Source organism: Allobosea massiliensis (assembly GCF_042655245.1).
GTDB lineage: Bacteria > Pseudomonadota > Alphaproteobacteria > Rhizobiales > Beijerinckiaceae > Allobosea > Allobosea massiliensis.
In genome coordinates this window covers 400,492-415,367 of sequence record NZ_JBHSLU010000082.1, presented here as the reverse complement: position 1 = coordinate 415,367, position 14,876 = coordinate 400,492, and the positions used below count along the sequence as shown (strand labels likewise).

At 65.6% G+C, this 14,876-nt stretch carries 8 protein-coding genes; 1 reads left to right on the top strand and 7 read right to left on the bottom strand.

Annotated features, from left to right (window positions below; genetic code table 11):
• Positions 1 to 228: 228 nt before the first annotated feature.
• The 4 genes from ACFPN9_RS24190 to ACFPN9_RS24175 form a co-directional block, all read right to left on the bottom strand.
• Positions 229 to 1,038 carry a hypothetical protein gene (locus tag ACFPN9_RS24190; protein ID WP_377817760.1) on the bottom strand — a complete coding sequence of 270 codons (810 nt, stop codon included), beginning with the start codon at positions 1,036 to 1,038 and terminating at the stop codon, positions 229 to 231.
• Between the two features lie 906 nt (positions 1,039 to 1,944).
• Positions 1,945 to 3,150, bottom strand: a complete 1,206-nt coding sequence (locus tag ACFPN9_RS24185; RefSeq protein ID WP_377817759.1) for a D-alanine--D-alanine ligase family protein — start codon at positions 3,148 to 3,150, stop codon at positions 1,945 to 1,947.
• Between the two features lie 216 nt (positions 3,151 to 3,366).
• Positions 3,367 to 4,572 carry an ABC transporter substrate-binding protein gene (locus ACFPN9_RS24180; RefSeq protein WP_068074723.1) on the bottom strand — a complete coding sequence of 402 codons (1,206 nt, stop codon included), beginning with the start codon at positions 4,570 to 4,572 and terminating at the stop codon, positions 3,367 to 3,369.
• 70 nt (positions 4,573 to 4,642) lie between these two features.
• Entirely contained in the window at positions 4,643 to 7,030 is a 2,388-nt protein-coding gene (locus ACFPN9_RS24175; protein WP_068074726.1) for an MFS transporter, read from the bottom strand.
• A 228-nt stretch (positions 7,031 to 7,258) separates the two neighbouring features.
• Here ACFPN9_RS24175 and ACFPN9_RS24170 point away from each other — a divergent pair, with 228 nt between their 5' ends.
• Positions 7,259 to 8,779 carry an FAD-binding oxidoreductase gene (locus tag ACFPN9_RS24170; protein WP_377817758.1) on the top strand — a complete coding sequence of 507 codons (1,521 nt, stop codon included), beginning with the start codon at positions 7,259 to 7,261 and terminating at the stop codon, positions 8,777 to 8,779.
• 82 nt (positions 8,780 to 8,861) lie between these two features.
• Here the strand turns inward: ACFPN9_RS24170 and ACFPN9_RS24165 are convergent, their stop codons facing one another.
• From ACFPN9_RS24165 to ACFPN9_RS24155, 3 genes are all read right to left on the bottom strand, one after another.
• A complete protein-coding gene (locus tag ACFPN9_RS24165; RefSeq protein WP_067989339.1) occupies positions 8,862 to 10,061 on the bottom strand; it encodes a hypothetical protein in 1,200 nt (399 codons plus the stop codon).
• 283 nt (positions 10,062 to 10,344) lie between these two features.
• A complete protein-coding gene (locus ACFPN9_RS24160) occupies positions 10,345 to 12,594 on the bottom strand; it encodes an ATP-binding cassette domain-containing protein (protein ID WP_068074731.1) in 2,250 nt (749 codons plus the stop codon).
• Complete coding sequence (locus ACFPN9_RS24155) at positions 12,594 to 14,777, bottom strand: cysteine peptidase family C39 domain-containing protein (RefSeq protein WP_067989341.1); 2,184 nt, start codon at positions 14,775 to 14,777, stop codon at positions 12,594 to 12,596. Before ACFPN9_RS24155 ends, ACFPN9_RS24160 begins: the two co-directional genes overlap by 1 nt.
• Between the last annotated feature and the right edge of the window lie 99 nt (positions 14,778 to 14,876).

Below are 14,876 nucleotides of genomic sequence, written 5' to 3'. Positions count from 1 at the left end.
GAGTGGCTGGGGTCCACATCGCTCGCTCCAAGATGGCCTGAACAACCCCTTGGAATCACGAGTGCCCCAGTCGCTCAACCCTTTCGGGACGGGCTCTAAGGGAATCACATACTCGGCCGGTTGAATGCGCCCACTCGGATTGGGAGACGCATCCGGTGGAGGTCGGCAAGGAGGCTCGGAGGCGCTCAGCGAGATGCCGCAACGTAATTGAAGTATCAGCCTTTTCTGTCAGTCGATCTTGGAGGGTACGAATTTTTTACCCGACCTCGCGAATAGAAGTGCCTGCGTTTCGAGGATGGCAACGAGTTCCTGAACAATCCCAGTTAGTTGGAGGCTGCCCTTGTTTCCTGACGTGGCGACCAGTTGGATCGACCAATGCCCATCCTGTCCTAGGTCGAAGACCGTGATCGCGGCCCCACCGTCGAGGTCGGCAATGTCCCTGATGGCCGCGATCTGGCGGCGCTTCTCAACCGCGGCGCCCTCGAGTTCCAGGAGGTCCGGTCGGCCGACAAGGTCGCAGGCCACGGCGAGGCGGTAGGTCGATCCGACCGCCTCGACCCTCGGGTCCTCGCAGAGGCGTGGCCATTTCGGCGCGCGCCACGATCGCCCGCCGCCCACGTCGAGGATCGGCGCGACCTTGGCGACCGCCCCGCCAGCGGCGCTCCGGTACCGGTAGCGCCAGACAGCTCTAATAGTCCCAGGCTCGGGTACGTACCGCCCGGCTTCATAGTGCGAAGCCAGCATGGGGACGTCGAACCTCAAAGCCGTGACAACTTTGAGGGTTGCTTTGGGATCGGCGGCCGCGTCAGCCCCAGCGGCGTGAGCCTTCCTGCGCAACGTCTCCCGGACGCCCTTGTGGCCCCCATCTCCTGCCGTCCGCGGATCGTCTAGCGTGGCGCGGATGTAGGCGGCGGCCCAGGATCTGACGCGATCCGAGAGAGGGCCTTCGTGGAGTTCATTATCTGTCAGGCCGAGGGCGCGCAGCGCAGCCACCTCGCTTTCGTCCAGGGCGTTCTGCCTCATGTCCTCTATCGTCATTTCCGGGATCCTCTAATTTGCTGGGGGGTTCCCCACTTGAGTCGGTCTCGAAAGCTTGGAGCTTATCCGTTTCGATTGTGAATAGGGGTCCGCTTTGAGCCCAGGGTTAGCATCGTGCGTCACCCAGCATTTTCAATTTCTCGCATTGATGGCGAGGGTTTAACGGAGTGATGGAGGGGTCAGGCTCGGGTGCCTATCGAGGGTTGAACTGCGGTTGTTTTAGTCTTGGAAAGCTGAGTGGCGTTCGCTGATTTGCTGAACGGCTTCCGACGCTGCGGCCCAGCGTCGAGATTGAGAGACTGCGGTGGGACTCCACCGCTGCCGGTCTTCGTAGCGCCGGCCGCGATCGCAGGGCGATGTTTGCGTCCGATGGTGTTGATGGAGGAATGGCTTAGTTCCTGCTTGCAAGACTGCGCAATTGCGCTACTTTCGCTTGCAACTGGTTCCACTACAAACTCCCACTCAGAGATGGGACTTGCTACGGAATTTCCCTTATTTTTCAATGGTCCTGGGACTGGTCGGTAGGTTCGAGTCCTCTCCTGGGCACCACTCTTTTTCCTCAGCAGGGAAAGAGCTTCGGTTTTGTAAGAGCTTGTCGGTTGTCCGCTTTCACACAGCGGTTTCACCACATGGCCCTTGCGAGCCCCATCCCTTCGCTACCAAGTCGGGATGATCCGACCTCAACGTTCGGGTTCCGAACGAGATCGAGGAGGTCGCGCACGGTCGTGCCGTGACCCTGCCGGTCGACGACGAAGCGGTCTCTGTGGCCGTCTCCGGCTAGGTCCATGTCGCGCTGCGCACCAAGAGCGCCCGCGAGGCTAGGGACCGGTTTCAGATCGCGTTCCATCGCCTCGGCGGCTACCGGAAAACCCGGCCTCTCTGCCCGCACGGGCGGGGTCCGGTCACCTACGACACGCCGGCAAGGCGGCTTATCGTCTCGTGCTTGTCGGCGAGAAGACGCTCGATCCGATTGGCAAACAGGGAGAGAATCAGGTCGTCATAGGTCATGCCCTGCTGCCCCAGACCGATGCTGACGAGACTGGTCACGCCAGGCGCAGGCGCTTTCAGATCGGGCTTGGGGTTGGCTTCGAGCACAAACATGTTGCCATCCTGATCGGCACGAATGTCGAGTCGGATGAGCGTTTCGAGGCCGAATTGGGCGAAAACGGCGCGCGCGATCCGGGCGAGCTGCGTCCATGCGGCGCGATCCAATACGGGGTCGAGCAGCCGGGCCCGTTCTTCGCTGATGGGCTTCACATCCATCGAGGTGAAGATCGGCTCGCCAGGAGCGAATCGCCGTTCCAGCGCCGAGAAGACGAGAGGCTCCTCTGCCTTGGTCAGAACGCCCCCGCGCGCCACGACGGGGCCGCAAATGGCGACGCAGTATTCCGCGCCTCCAAGATAGCGCTCGATCAGTACAGGCGCCCTTGTAACAGCCGTGACGCTCGCGATCGCGTCGCGCAGCTGCAGGATGCTGTCGACGAAGGTGACATGGAGCGAGGCCCGCCCCGATACCGGCTTCACGATGAAGGGGCCGCGATAGGCGCCGAAGATCCGCCGAAAGCCGGCATCCTGCGTCGGGCAGAACGGATTGGGCGAGGGGCGCACCAGCAACGACGGCGCCGTTGGAATGCCTGCCGCGACGAGTTGCTGTTTGAACAGGTGCTTGTTGTCGAGGATCCCGGCGAGCAGAGGCTCGTGCCCGACATAGGGCAGGCCGAGCATCTCGAACATCGCCGGCGTATGCGTAATGGCCGAGGCCCCCTGCACCCCGGCCGTGTTCAGCCATGCCATATGGGTGCCGCTGTCGCGCAACCGCGCCGGCAGTCGCATGTCGTCTGGCATCACCTCGATGGGCTGGCGGCAGCCGAGACGCATCAGGGCCGCAGCAATGTCCTCGGCCACCGGACGGTAGCTCTTCCAGGAACGCTGATTGCCCGCCATGCCAAGGACTGCACCGTCGACGGTCTTGTCACCGCCATGGACAATGGCCATGCGCAGCCGCCGGAACAGGACCTCGATGTGCCGGTTCAGGCCCAGGGGCTGAAGCGGCAGCCCAAAAGCCTCGGTCTCGCGGACTGTGCTGGCGGTAATAGACATCGATGCCCCCATCCGGCGTCAGCGACACATCATCGGAAGCTGACGTGGAAGAGACATAGAGCGGCGAGCCTATGCTCAAGCCTAACGAGGATACTTAAAAAATATTCAGGTCAAAACCGCACAATACATCACGAATGAACTCTGAACGGCTTCGTGAAAAGGCCACCTATCGATTGACCCGCATCCCTGTTCCGGACCGGCCGCTCCGGGCGAGGATAGCGCCCGCCTTCACTGGCTCAAGCGGGCACTCGCCTTGCCGTCTACGCGCACAAGATTGCCCTCGTAGTCATAGATGGTCCCTGCCGCCGCAAAGATCGACAGCGGTATCGACGCACCGGCTTCACGCACCTTCTGGAAATTGATCGACATGTCGGGCGGGGTGACGACACCCACCTTGATCTGGCCCACTTCACTGCGACCGGTCAGCACGTCGCTCGCATAGAGAGCCGCGAGCTGCGCATTGGACTCGAAGCTGATGCCGATCGAGAGCATTGCACTGTCACCACCGCCGCGGACGATGTCGGGAACCACGCTGAGCACCGCCGCGCGGTCCGCATGGGCGTTGATGGTGGCGATCTCACGGAACACGGCCGTGCTGCCGGTGACCCAGAAGATGCTCGAGGCGAGAATGGGGTCCGCGACCTTCATTCTCTCGACCGCGCCCTTGATGAGCTGCGCCAGCTCGGCCTTGGCATTCGCCGGATCCCTGACCGTCAGTTCGAGAGCCGAAACGCCGCGCGCCTTCGCGTATTCGAGAACGGGCCGTGCCTGTGTCTCCATGGCGCTGACATTGGCACCATCGGCGATGACGGCAATCGACTTCAGCTGTGGCTTGAGGGCGGCGACATAGGCCATTTGCACGTCGATCGGCACGTTGAGCGAGGTAAACGCAAAATTCGATCCCGATCCCCGATCGTAAGCGGCGGCCTGGCCCAGCAGGACAGGGTCTTTCGAACAGACGGTGACGACCGGCAAACGCCCTCCCCTGTAGTGCTCCCAGAGCCAGGCTGTGCTCTCCGAGCCCATCGCCAGAATCAGGTCGAACTGCTCGTCCTCGACCCGTTTCAGAATCAGCCGGCCTCGTTCGTCCTCATTCTGAAAGTTGATGACGGTGAGTTCGACAGCCAGCAGCTTGTTGGCGAAGACGGAGAGCATCTTCGAGATTGCGACGTCGTAGGCCGATGACGGTCGCGGGTAGACGACCATGATCTTCTTGGGCCGTGCGCCCGAAGTGGCCTCTTTGGGGAGAACTCGCAGTTCCAGCGGGTTTCCGGGCGCCGCGACCAGCCGCCAGTGATCGCGGGTCGCCGCCGTGACCTTGAACCAGGCGTGATAGGGTGCCTCATCCTTCTCACCGCCAGGCTGGGATTGGGTCTGGAGGACGGCTTGGCCTTGGGGAGCGGCCTCGGCCCCGGCCGCGGCGGCGAGGGCCACGAGGCAGGCCGAGAGCAGGCTCGCGACAGGTCTCGCGTAAATCGTTCTCGCTACAGCCATGCAGATCCCCTTAAGCGGCCGACAGGTTGGATCGACCCGCAGTCGTTGTCCGCCCCGCGCTCAGGAAGAGGAGAGCCATGATCAGGATGCCGACGCCGATTGTCGCGAAGGCGCTCCATGTGACGCCCATCACCGCGAAGATCTGCATCATGACGAGGGGACCCGTCACGTGGCCGACCCGTTCCAGGAGCCGATAGGTCGCGGCCGCCCTGGTCGGGCCGACGACGCCTGCCGCCGCCGTCTCCGCGACATGCGTCACGATCGGAGCGTTGATGAAGCCATGGGCGATGCCGATGGTGACGACGCCGCAGATGATGAGCGCCGTCACCGGCCAAGCGCCGAGATCGAGCGCAAACGGCACGGACAGGCCGGGGCTCGCGATCACGAACAGGCCAAGCGCAGTCAGGCACGCCCCGTGGAACAGCAGAGTGCGGGTGTCGGCGGTCCGGTCGGCCCGTGCCGAGGCGAGCTGGGAGGAGATGATGACGGCGCCGGCATAGAGCATGGTGATCTGGCCGATATCCTCCTTGGCGAAGCCGAGTTGGGCCAGCAGCAACGGCAGGCCCAGCAGGACGGCGCCGGTGAGAATCGCCTTGGCGGGAATGCCGATCAGGAGGGCGGTCCGTGCGAAAGCACCGTCTCGCATCAAGGTGAGCACATCACGCCAGAGCGACGCCCTCGCCACAGAGCTGGCGGACGACCGCGTGACCGGCAGGGCGAGGCCGACATAGAGCGCCGTCGCGCCGGCGACGACAGCCGCCAGCCGGAACACGCCGGCCGCGTGGATCGACGAGAACAGCAGCGAGCCGATCGCCATTCCCGCAATCATGCCCGCCTGGAAACCGAACACGATGATGCTGCCGGACCGGGTCCGCCGTGCCTGGGAGGAGTTGGTCAGCACGAAGGCTTGGGTTCCGATGAACAGGATGCCCTGCCCCATCCCCGACAGCGCTCTTGCGAGCACGGCAGACTGGAAATCAAGATGGATCGCCATCAAGGTCATGCCGACCGCCGAGAGGGCGAGCCCGCCGACGACCAGGCCACGGGCCGACATGCGCTGTTCCAGGCGTCCGGCGGCGATGAGCGCCATGGCGAAGGTCAGATAGTAAATCGTGAATGGGGCGGAGGCCCAAGCCTTCGATAGCCCTGCCGCGAGCGTCGCAGACTGGATGATCTGGGGCAGGAACGCATAGCTCAGATGTTCAGAGAAGACCGCAAGGAAGAAGGCGGGCTTGATCAGATCGATGCTGAAGGCCTTGGCGTCGTCATCAGAAGCATCGCGGCCGATCCTGCTGCGACGCTGGAAGGCATGAACCAGTCCCACGAAGAGCGCGGCGAACAGCCCCGAAGCGACGAGCAGCGCACTGAAGTTCTTCGTGCTCCGAAGCACCTGGGCGAATACGACGTCCCGCGGCAGCGCAACGCGGATCTGGATCCGTGCCGTACCATTGGGCGAGAGATCGGCGGCAAACTCGTAATCGTCCGAGCGGTGGTCCCAAGCTCCACCTTCAAGGCCGGCATCGGTGTGAACGATCACGCGGCCATCGACGATCAGGGCCGCAGCCCGGATGTCCGGATTGGCCCGGCGGTATTCGGCCAGCAGCGCGCCGATGCCTGTGATGTCGTTGAAGCTCAAATTGAAGGCGACGATGTCGTCCAGTCTCTGGCCGAGGCTGTCGGCCAGAGATTTGGCTCGCTCCTGAGTGGCCAGCGAATAAGTCGAAACCAGAGTGGCGACGACCAGGGCGGCCGTGATGGCGAAGGTGGAGATGAAGCCGATCCCGACCCAGCGCAGCCGCAGCGGGCCATCCTGGCGCGGAAACAGCAGAGCGACCGCCAGGGCGAACGCTGCCGCCGCCAGCATCGCCAAGCCGAGGAGTGGTTTGAACGCCGCCTCGACCTGAGTGGCGATCAGGGCCCTGGGCGTGACGAGCACGATATGGCCGACGCGCTCGAAGCGGTCGTCCAGCGGCAGCACGACCTCGATCGCCCCGGCGGAAACGACGATATCGGCGGCGCGTGTGTCCTTCAGCCGGGCCGGCCCGTCGAAGCGCGCCGCAGCCGGCCCGACCGCGAAAACGCGCTCGCCCGACGCCGCATAGGCAGCCACGGACGACACCAGCCTGTCGCCGTCGATGATCGGTTCGACCAACCCCGAGAAACCGACGAAATGGCGAAGCGGCAAACCCGGCCGGACGAAGCTCTCCAGTGCATTCTGGACGACTTGGCCCTGCGCGACCATTTTCTCGGAATGGAAGCGCTCCATGGTCCGCCGGGCGTCTTCGAAGGCGACATAGAGCAGCAGCAGCAGGGACAGGATTGCAACCAGCCCCAGCATGGTGGCCTCGACGGCCCGTCGCTTGAGCGGCAGAAACTCACGCGTCGACACCGTCGCCATGCTGAAGATCCGTCGCCTCTCTGCGGCAGGCCGCACTCGTCTCGCGGCGGTAACCGCCGACAGCGCGCCTCGTCAGGGCACGCCGGCCCCAAACCATGATGCACAGCGCTTAAAAATGCGTGTCGCAGCCGTCATTCGACAGGCGGCGCGGGGCGCGGGGAGCATTGACCCGGCAGGCCGCCCCCGAGATAGCAACAAGCGCCGACACAGGTTGCGGGGGTGCGATTCGTGACGAACTTGGGACCTATTCAGGCTCCGCTGCCAGAGGCTCTGACGACATTCCTTGCCGCATGCGCCGCTGCGATCGGGGCTGGCCATGTCTCGGTTTCGGCAGTCGATCTCGCCGACTGGAGCCTTTGCACCTTTCCCTGGAGTGGCCATCCTCTGGCCGTGCTGAGCCCCGGCACGGCGGAAGAGGCCGTCGCCTGTCTGCGTCTGGCTGGCCTTCATGGCTGCCCGTTGCATCCGGTCAGCCGCGGACGGTCCTGGGGTCTGGGCTCACGCCGCCCGCCGCGCGACGCCGTCATTCTCGATCTCTCGCGCCTGAATCGCATCATCGACATCGACGCCACCTCTGGCACGGTCCGGGTAGAGCCCGGCGTCACCTTCTCTCAGTTGCAGGACGAGTTGACTGCGCGGGAAATCCCCTTCCACGTCCCTTCCTTCGGTGGTCCGCCGAGCGCCAGCGTGCTCGCCAATGCGCTCGATCGCGGCGAAGGTTCGGGCGCCTTCGGCGACCGCTTCGGCCAGCTCTGGGACCTCGATGTCGGGCTGACGACAGGCGAACGCCTGCGCACCGGCTATGGTCGTTTCGAGAATGCGCGACTGGCGCCCGTGCATGGCCGGCCGGTCGGGCCGCTGATCGAAGGCCTTTTCAGCCAGGCAAGCTTCGGCTGCGTGCTCTCGGGTTGCCTGGGTCTGGCGCCGACGGCGCAGCATGGCTGCTACATCGCCTTCGAGATCGGCCTGTCCGACAAGCTGCCGGCCTTCGTCGAGGCCTTCACGGGCCTGATCCGCGACCGGGTCGTCGATTACCATGACGCCTTTTTCTGGGACGGCGCCAAGCAGATCGCTTCCGCCGGGATCGCAGCCGACCTGACCCAGCCGCCGCCACCCCGGGCTTACGAGGAATGGCTGGCGACGATCTCGATCAGCGCCAATCACGCGATGATCCTCGACTGCAAGAAGGCGATCGTCATCCAGACGCTGCTGCCCTTCTGCAGCTCCTTCACGATCGATGAGGATGGCGAGCCGGGCTCCCGTAACTCCGGACTGCGCGGGTTCAGCGATGGCGGCAACGTCACGAGTTGCTACTGGGCCAAGCCCGCTTTGCCAGACGGGCCACTGAACCCCGACCGCGACCGCTGCGGCTTTCTCTGGCTATGCCCCGTCATCCCGCTGGATGGCGTGGCTCTGGCGCGAATGGCGCAGCTGACGCAGGCCGCCGCTCGACAGTTCGACATCTTTATCATGGCCGGGGCGGAAGCAGCGACAGAGCGGGCCTGCCATGGATATGTTTCCTTCGCCTGGGACCGCGACGTGCCGGGCGCCGATGCCAAGGCCATGGCCGCGCATGCCATGCTGATGGAAGCCTTTACGCGCGAGGGCTTTCACCCTTACCGGCCGACCCTGCCTGCGACGGCCGCCGCGGCCCCCTCGCAGGGCGATTGGGCGGCCGTGGTGCGACGCCTGCGTCACGCGCTCGACCCCGCCGGCGTACTGGCCACCGGCAGGGTCGCTGATCTGTGAGCCAGCCGCTGCCCTGGGAAAACCCGGAGGCGTCTGGCCCTCGACGTGGCTGACGATCGGTCCGCGGGGACCGATCAGGCCATCACCACTTCTTCGAGATCTTCTTGAAGGTATTGCTGACCTTCTTTGCGGCGTCGCTCGCAGCCTTGGCCGCCTGATCCGCCGCAGCCTTGGCCTCGGCGGCCGCCTTGTCGGCGGCAGCCTTGGCATCGGCGGCGGCTTTCTCGGCAGCGGCCTTGGCCTGGGCAGCGGCCTTGTCGGCGGCAGCCTTCGCCTCGGCCGCAGCCTTGTCGGCGGCGGCCTTGGCATCGGCGGCGGCCTTGTCGGCAGCGGCCTTGGCCTCGGCAGCCGCCTTGTCCGCAGCAGCCTTCGACTCCGCAGCGGCCTTGTCGGCAGCGGCCTTCGTGTCCGCACCGACCTTGGTGCCGACATCCTTACCGACTTCGGCGACCTTCATGCCCGCCTCGGTGGCGCCGGGCGTCACCGCCTTCACGCCATCCTGGGCATATTTGGTGTCGACCGTCATGCCGACATCGACCTTGACGCCGACCAGCAAGGCGACGTCGCCGCTGACGCCCATATTGATCTTGCCGTTGTCGTAGCCGGCATTGGCGCCACCGCCGACACCCGCCATCTCACCGATGCCGACCCCAGCACCAGCCGTTCCCGAGCCGATGTTCTTGATGCCTGCACCCTGGGTGTAGCCGACCTCGACGCCATGGCCCGTGAAGGCGCTGCCCTCGCCGGCCGCACCATAGGCCCCATTGCCGTGCTGAATGCTCGCGCTGCCCTCGGCGTAGGTTCCGGTCTTGGCCGTTGCCTCGAGGCCGCCGCTGACGGACACGCCGCCAGCGCTGATCTTGCCATCCACCGAGGCCGTCGCATAGGCGACCGAGCCAGCCTGGAAGCTGGCGCCGGTTTCGTTGGCCGTGTGATGCACCTCGGCTGCGACGCCGGACTTGACGCCCACCTCGCCCGAGACCGACCCGCTGGCCGGGCCAGCGGTGCCGTGAGCCTCGCCGCCGGCGCTGGCCTGGAACCCGGACGAGAAGCCATAGCTGCCGCCGCCCGAGGTGATGCTGGTACCCGCCGAGACCGACGCATAACCCGAGGCGCCGTTCTGGGCATTGCCCGTGCTGTCCGCGACCGCCGCCATCGCGACGCCGGACTGCGAACCGTCATCGACCTTGACCTGAGCGTTTCCACCGGAAACCGCCTTCAGGACATCCCGCGGCAGAGCGTCTTCGAACTGCTTCAACTTCAAGGCCGACTGGCGCGCCATCTTCTGAACCCCCAATGGACGAAACGTCACGAGGCGAACCTAGGGCGGCGGGCCTTGTTTTTTGCTTAGGAGACGCAGTTAAAATTGATCAAATTGCGCCTTATCGACCCACTTTCAGGCTATTGCGGTCTATAGTTAAGTAAAGATCGAAACCCGGCTGAGGCCTTGATCCGCTGCGCCCGGCTGTGGCGGCGTCTCCTCTCCGGCAACCCAACGGTCCTCACCATGCCAAAAGCCCCCGGTCGGGCCGGAGGCTTTTGGCGGAGCGTGGGGCTCTGCGCCGTCAGGCGTCGCGAGCAGCGAATTCGCGCTCGATCCTGCGAATGCTGTCGCCGACCGGATCGATCTCCTGCCGCAGCGAACGCGCATCGGCCGAGAGGAACTCCGCCAGGATTCCGTCCGAGGCAGCGAGTTGGTCGAAGGTGCCTGTTTCCGCGATCCTGCCATCCTTCAGCACATAGATCCGGTCGCAGCGCCGTACGGTGTCCAGGCGGTGCGCGACAGTGATCACAGTTGCCTTCAGCGCATCGACCGAGGCGGCGACATGCGCTTCGGCTTTCGGATCGAGCGCGCTCGTCGCCTCGTCGAGCACAACCAGCGCCGGGCGATGCGCGAGGGCGCGCGCCAGCAGCACGCGTTGAATCTGGCCGATCGACAGGATCGGCTCGGCATCGCCAATCGGCGTCGACAGGCCGAGCGGCAGGGCGCGGATGTCGTCTTCCAGTGCGGCCAGTCGAACGGCCGTCCAGACCTCATCTTCGGAAAGCTTCAGACCCGCGCTGATGTTCTCGAAGAGGGTGCCTGGGAAGAGCCGCCCGGCCTGGCCGACGACACCGATCTGGCGTCGGATGGCGGCGGCGTCCAGCAGCGCGAGATCGACGCCATCGACCTTCACCGAGCCTGATTCCAGCTTCTCCAGGCCGAGCAGCGAACGCAGCAGCGTACTTTTGCCGGAGCCCGAAGCGCCCACGATCCCGATATGCTCGCCCGGCTTGATCTTCAGCGAGACGTTCTGCAGCAGGGCCCTGGCGCCCGGCGAGCGACGCACGACGATGTCGCAGATCTCGATTTCGCCGGTGATCCGCTCGGGCCGGGCGCCACCGCTGTGAGGCGCGGGAACTGCGTCGAGAATCGGCTGGATCATGCGGCGCTGGAGGCCGAGCATGCTGGCCTGGAGAAACGCATGCACGAGGCCGACGGCTGCGCCCGTCACCGTCATCAGCGCGGTGGTGAAGGCGACACCGTCCTGGGCCGGCAGGTTCTTCTGCAGCAGGATCGCGGCCGCGATGCCCAATGTCAGGATGAGGGCTTCGAGCGCGGCCTCGAGGGCATGAATGTTGCTTCCCATACGGTCGGTGACGAGGAAACGCTCCTTCAGCGCCAGGAAGCTCTCGGCGAAGAGCTTGAAGAAGCGGCTTTCCGAGCCCGTCGCCCGCACAGTCTCGATCTGCGACAGCGTCTCGTAGGACAGCGAAATCCAGCTCGTCGGCGAGCAAGCGCCCGAGAAGAGCAGATCGACCTGGCGCTTGGCGATCCAGGCCGACAGCGCAACGGCCAGGATCATGACGACGAGACATAGCGTGCCCGCCAGCGGCGCGGTGTGGATGATCACCGCCAGGCTGGGCAGCGCTACGAGCAGCCCTCCGACGACGGAGAGGCCGAGCTTCCAGACGCCCTTGTGCCAGGTTTCGACCGATCGGGTGATGAGCGCCGCCGCTGCCGGAGCGGGGGCCTTGCCCGCGCCCATGCCGCGCGACACACGGATCATGCGATCAGCGGCCGCCGTTCGCAGCATCAGGCCGGTCCGGCCATCGATGCGCAGCTGGCTCAGCGCCGCTGCGAAGCGAGTGATCAGTGTCGCCACGATCAACGCCACCAGCATCACCGCGACATGCTGGAGCATGACGAAATCGCCGCCGGGAATCACGATGTCCATGATCGCGATGTTTGCGAGCGGCAGCAGCGACAGCACCAGGCCGGCCAGGAAGGTCAAGGCGGCGAAGGCGGCGAGATCGGGCAGTTTCGTGCCCAGTCCGAACAGCAGGAGCTCCTTGAGGGTCAATGCCTTGTCGGGGAGAGCCGGGCTCAGCGCCCAGCCCTCCGAGCCCAGCGAGGCGGCCGTTTCGGCGTCGAGCCGAAGCGGTTTGCGCGGGCGCGATCCGTCGACATAAAGCCAGGTGGATCCCGATGGGATCAGCGCGAACGGGGTCCCGTCGGAGCGCCGTTCGGCGATGAATGGCAGTGCATACCGCCGCTGCCAGCCGGGCTCGACCGGGATCTCGCGCGAGATGAGCTGTGCGGATCGGGCCATGCGGTCGATCGCATCTTCGGTGCTCTCGCCAATCCCACGCTGCTGACCTGCTTCCGGCTTCTTGTCGTAGTGCTTTGCAACGGCGCGAATGACCGCGCTCAGGGGCGATTCCGAGGCAGCGAAGCTGCCACCGGAAGCGGGGTCCAGAATCGTCTCGACGCGCCCGACGACGTCCTCGACGAGGGTAAGGTCCCGGTTGGACGGGGCTGTTGCGACGGACATCAGGCGGCTCCGACGGCGTGGACGACAGGGGCGTGAACGATCTGCGACGGCTGGGCATGGGCGGGCCTTGCGAGCGGCCCGTTGGCGAAGAACTGCGCCGGGTGCCCGCGCCCGACGATGCCGCCATTGCCGACGAGGATCGCTTCGTCACAGCGACAAGCGGTGCCCGATCGGTGCGTGACGATGACGACGGCGGCCCCGGAGGCCCGGAGCATCTCCATGATCTCTTCCTCGGAGGACGGATCCAGCGCACTGGTCGTCTCATCGAGCACGATGACGGCCGGCCCGCGAGCCAGAGCACGCGCCAGCGAAAGGCGCTGCAGTTCGCCACCCGACAGGCCGGTCTCTCCACTGACGAGCTTGGTATAGAGACCGCCGGGACGGCGGCTGACAGCCTGGCTGAGTCCGACCCGACTGACCGCGTCGGTCACGGCGCCGTGGTCGATCTCGGTGTCCCAGAGCGTGATGTTCTCGCCGATCGTGCCGGAGAAGCTCGCCGGCATCTGGCCGACATAGAGAAGCCGGTTGCGCAACTCGCTCTGAGGCCAGTCCGCCAGCGCCATACCATCGAGCGTGACGCTGCCCGCCGTGGGTTCGACGAGCCCGCCCATCAGCCGTGCCAGCGTCGATTTGCCGGCTCCCGAGGGGCCGATCACGGCGATCATGCGCCCCGGCTCGAGTGACAGGTCGACGCCGGACAGGATCGGCCGCCCCGGTGTGTGCGCGAAGCCTACATCCTTCAAAACGAGCCGCCCGTCGCGCGTCTGCGGCGAAGCGCTGCGCTCACGGTTGTCGAAGGCGGCGGCGCTGCGATGGCCTTCGAGGTCCGAAAGCCGCATCAGCGCGCCTGCCGATTCCTGGATGGCGCAGAAGCCGGCCGCCAGCCCGGCGATCGGCTTGTTCAGCAGGCTGGCCAGCATCTGGGTCGCGACGAGGTCGCCGAGCGACAGGCTCCCCTCGATCGCACGGACGGCGCAGACGACGAGCACAACCGTGGTCAGCAGGAGACCGGCAAGGACGGGGCCGAGCCCCGCCATGGTCTTCAGAATTCCCAACCGCTGTTCGGCAGCGATGGCAGCATCCTCCGCCGTCGTCCAGCGGGCGAGGAGCAGGTTCTCACGGCCCATCAGCGCATAGGTGCCGAGATTAGCCATTCCTGAGGTCGCGACGGCGGCGGCGCGGCCCTCCGCCAGCTGGTGCTCGCGAGTGCGGTCCGACAGCCGTGATGTGATCAGGCTCAGGATCAGGAAGTTCAACAGCGCCGTCACGATCGCGGCGACCATGATGATCGGATCGTAGAGCGACAGCACGACCAGATAGCCGAGGACCAGGACGATCTGCGGCAGGAGATTGGCGAGGGGACCAGCGATGGTGCTGCCCAGTTCTGAGCCGATGCGGATGCGCGAGACCACTTCGCCGGCGCTGCGCTGGGCGAAATAGGACAGCGGCAGGGTCAGCGCCCGATAGAACCCGCTGAGGGCCGACACTGCACCGATCTTGATCTTCCAGGTCGCGACCGTCCAGGACGAGAGATACGAGATCGCCGCCTGCGCCAGCGAGATCAGCAGGAGGATCGCCAGCAGCGGGCCGAGCCAGTCGGCTTGGCGCGCACCGAGAACATGGTTGACCAGAGCGCTGGTAGCACCCGCCAACGCAAGGCCAGGAATGACCGCCAGAATCCCTGTGGCGAAGGCGACGCCGAGCGCGTCCTTGGAATGGGCCGCCTCGCGGATCAGAGCCATCGCCACCGAGGGGCGGCGTCCGGCCTTGACGAAGCCCTCATCGGGCTCGAAGGCCATGGTGAGGCCGGTGAAACAGTCGCCGAACTCCTGGGCGCTCAGGGTGAGCCGCCCCTGGGCCGGGTCGAGGATCGTGAAGCTGTCGGCGCTGGCCTTCTCCAGCACCACGAAATGGTTGAAGCACCAGTGCAGGATCTGCGGCATCGGCAGGGCCGACAGTTCTGCAGGCTCGCGGCGGAAGGCGATGGCGGTTAGCCCGTAGCTCTCCGCAGCCTGGAGCAGCCCCTCCGCGTCGACCCCGTCGCGCGAGGTATTGCAGCGCTCCCGCGCTTCCTCCAGCGTGATCCAGCGGCCATGGGCGGCCAGAACCATGGCGATGCAGGCCGCACCGCACTCTGTGGCTTCCATCTGGAGGAAGAGCGGCGTCTTCTTCACCGGCAACATGGGGGCTCCTGTGGCCTGGCTCAGCCGGGCCGGTCTGGGCGGAATCGGGCTGAAACGTCTTGCGAGGGTGCGGCGGGGTCGCAGCCGCTCGGCCGCACC

Coding starts and splice junctions, on each gene's coding strand:
- ACFPN9_RS24185 (WP_377817759.1), bottom strand. CDS start 3,150: ATGGGGGCATCGATGTCTATTACCGCCAGCACAGTCCGCGAGACCGAG.
- ACFPN9_RS24155 (WP_067989341.1), bottom strand. CDS start 14,777: ATGTTGCCGGTGAAGAAGACGCCGCTCTTCCTCCAGATGGAAGCCACA.
- ACFPN9_RS24160 (WP_068074731.1), bottom strand. CDS start 12,594: ATGTCCGTCGCAACAGCCCCGTCCAACCGGGACCTTACCCTCGTCGAG.
- ACFPN9_RS24165 (WP_067989339.1), bottom strand. CDS start 10,061: ATGGCGCGCCAGTCGGCCTTGAAGTTGAAGCAGTTCGAAGACGCTCTG.
- ACFPN9_RS24175 (WP_068074726.1), bottom strand. CDS start 7,030: ATGGCGACGGTGTCGACGCGTGAGTTTCTGCCGCTCAAGCGACGGGCC.
- ACFPN9_RS24190 (WP_377817760.1), bottom strand. CDS start 1,038: ATGACGATAGAGGACATGAGGCAGAACGCCCTGGACGAAAGCGAGGTG.